Annotated in this window: 3 protein-coding genes; 1 reads left to right on the forward strand and 2 read right to left on the reverse strand. The window is 76.0% G+C overall.

Going from position 1 to position 2225, the window contains the following annotated elements; all coding sequences use genetic code 11:
* Nucleotides 1-1450: DEAD/DEAH box helicase (locus tag VER05_RS06020; protein ID WP_324844476.1), on the forward strand; the 1450-nt coding region annotated here is incomplete at its 5' end.
* Between the two features lie 7 nt (nucleotides 1451-1457).
* Here the strand turns inward: VER05_RS06020 and VER05_RS06025 are convergent.
* Nucleotides 1458-1706 (reverse strand): hypothetical protein, encoded by a 249-nt coding sequence (locus VER05_RS06025; protein WP_324844477.1) that lies wholly within the window; start codon nucleotides 1704-1706, stop codon nucleotides 1458-1460.
* A gap of 202 nt (nucleotides 1707-1908) precedes the next feature.
* Nucleotides 1909-2148: a hypothetical protein gene (locus VER05_RS06030; protein WP_324844478.1), complete on the reverse strand. Its 240-nt coding sequence runs from the start codon at nucleotides 2146-2148 to the stop codon at nucleotides 1909-1911.
* Between the last annotated feature and the right edge of the window lie 77 nt (nucleotides 2149-2225).

Below are 2225 nucleotides of genomic sequence, written 5' to 3' on the forward strand. Positions count from 1 at the left end.
CGTCCCGCTCGCCCAGGACGTGCTCGCCGCGCGCGGCCTGCTCACCGCGGAGCTCGCCGAGCGGGTCGCCGCGCACCCCCTCGACCTGTCGGCGATGCGGGTGCCGCTGCGCGGGTACCAGGAGTTCGGCGCGCGGTTCGCCCTCAACCAGGGCCGCGCGCTGCTGGGCGACGAGATGGGCCTCGGCAAGACGGTGCAGGCGCTGGCGGCGATCGCGCACCTGGCGGCCGCGGGCGAGCGGCGGTTCCTCGTCGTCTGCCCCGCCGGTGTGCTGGTCAACTGGCTGCGCGAGGTCGGCGCGAAGACCACGCTGACCGGGCACCGGCTGCACGGGCCGGACCGGGCGGCGGCGGTCGCGCGCTGGCAGGCGGAGGGCGGGATCGGGGTGACGACCTTCGAGGGGCTGCCGCACGTGCCGCTCGACGGCGCCGAGGTCGCGATGCTGGTCGTCGACGAGGCGCACTACGTCAAGAACCCCGAGGCGCAGCGCTCCCGGGCGGTGGCGGCGTGGGCGTCGGCCGTCTGGCGGGTCCTGCTGCTGACCGGCACGCCGATGGACAACCGGATCGACGACTTCGTCTCGCTGGTGCGGCTGCTCGACGCCGACCTCGCGGGGTCGCTCCCCCGGCACCTGGGGCTCGTCGGCGCCGACACCTTCCGCCGGGACGTCGCCCCCGTCTACCTGCGGCGGAACCAGGCCGACGTGCTGGTCGAGCTGCCGGACCTGGTGCTCGTCGACGACTGGGAGGACCTGTCCCCGGCCGGCGAGGAGGTGTACCGGGCCGCGGTGGCGAGCGGGAACTTCATGGCGATGCGCCGCGCGGCCTGGCTGACCGCCGACCCGGGCGAGTCGACCAAGCTGGAGCGGCTGCGCGAGGTCGTCGCCGAGGCCGGCGCGAACGGGCAGCGCACCGTGGTCTTCTCGTACTTCCGGGACGTGCTCGACGTGGTCGTCGGCGCGATCGGGTCCGGGCCCGGCGCGCCCCGGGTGTTCGGGCCGCTGACCGGCGACGTCCCCGCCGACGAGCGCCAGGCCGTCATCGACGCGTTCTCCGCCGGCCCGCGCGACGGCGTGCTGGTCGCGCAGATCACGGTCGGCGGCGTCGGGCTGAACCTGCAGGCCGCGTCGGTGGCCGTGCTCTGCGAGCCGCAGCTCACCCCGTCCGCGGAGGCGCAGGCCGTCGCGCGGCTGCACCGGATGGGCCAGGTGCGGGCGGTCGTCGCGCACCGGTTGCTCGCCGAGGACGGCGTGGACGAGCGGATCGTCGAGCTGCTCGCCGGCAAGCGGCGGGTGTTCGACGCCTACGTGCGGGAGTCCTCGGTGGCCGCGGCGTCCGTGGCCGCGGTCGACGTGACCGAGGCGGGGCTGGCGCGCGAGGTCGTCGCGCTGGAGCAGGCGCGGCTCGGGTACGGGCCGGTGTGGGACGAGCTGGCGGCGGCCCCGGAGTAGGGCGGCGCTACTGCTGCGCGACCCTGTCGGGCCAGGCGCCCTGCTCGCCGCGGTGCCGGACCGCGCGCCCGACGACCAGGCCGGCGAGCGCGCTCGACGCGTTCCGGCCCTCGACGTGCCAGGTGCTGCGGTCGCCCGAGGTCTCGATCACCAGGACGCCGTCGACCGCGCCGTCCGGCTGGTCGCGGCGGACCTCGTAGCGGACCTCCGCCGCGTTCTCGTCGATCTTGTCGGCGTAGACCAGGACCCCGCTCATACGCACTGTGTACACGGTGACGCCTGGCGGACGCGAACTGGCGCCCGGGTCGGCGTACACCGTGTGCGCGGGCGGCGTCCCTGTCGCGGGCCGCGCGGCGGGGTGCGTCACTGCTTCGCGATCCGCTCCGGCCAGGCGCCGCTCTCGTACCGCACCTCGGCGGCGCTCTCGCCGACCTTGCGCGCGTACGCGAAGACGCCGCTCACGAGAAGAACGACGCGTCGCGGGGCCACGCGCCCTCCCGGCGCCGGGACCTGAGCGCCGCGTGCAGCACGTTGCGCGCGAGCACCGGGCGGTCCTCTCGGCCCTCGACGTACCACCGGTCGGGGTCGTCGAGCGGGATCACGAGGATCCCGTCGACCGCGTCCGGACCCGTCCCGAACGCGTACCGGACAACCCCGCCGTCCTCCGCCACCCGGCGCCCGTAGCCCGTCGTGCCCATGCTCGCTCCCTCACGCCGTCCGGTTCATGCGAGGTGGGCGGCCCGCTCCGGCCACTCCCCGCTCTCCTGGAAGCGCC

Source organism: Cellulomonas sp. (assembly GCF_035634735.1).
In the GTDB taxonomy this organism is placed as follows: Bacteria; Actinomycetota; Actinomycetes; order Actinomycetales; family Cellulomonadaceae; genus Cellulomonas.

Coding starts and splice junctions, on each gene's coding strand:
- VER05_RS06025 (WP_324844477.1), bottom strand. CDS start 1,706: ATGAGCGGGGTCCTGGTCTACGCCGACAAGATCGACGAGAACGCGGCG.
- VER05_RS06030 (WP_324844478.1), bottom strand. CDS start 2,148: ATGGGCACGACGGGCTACGGGCGCCGGGTGGCGGAGGACGGCGGGGTT.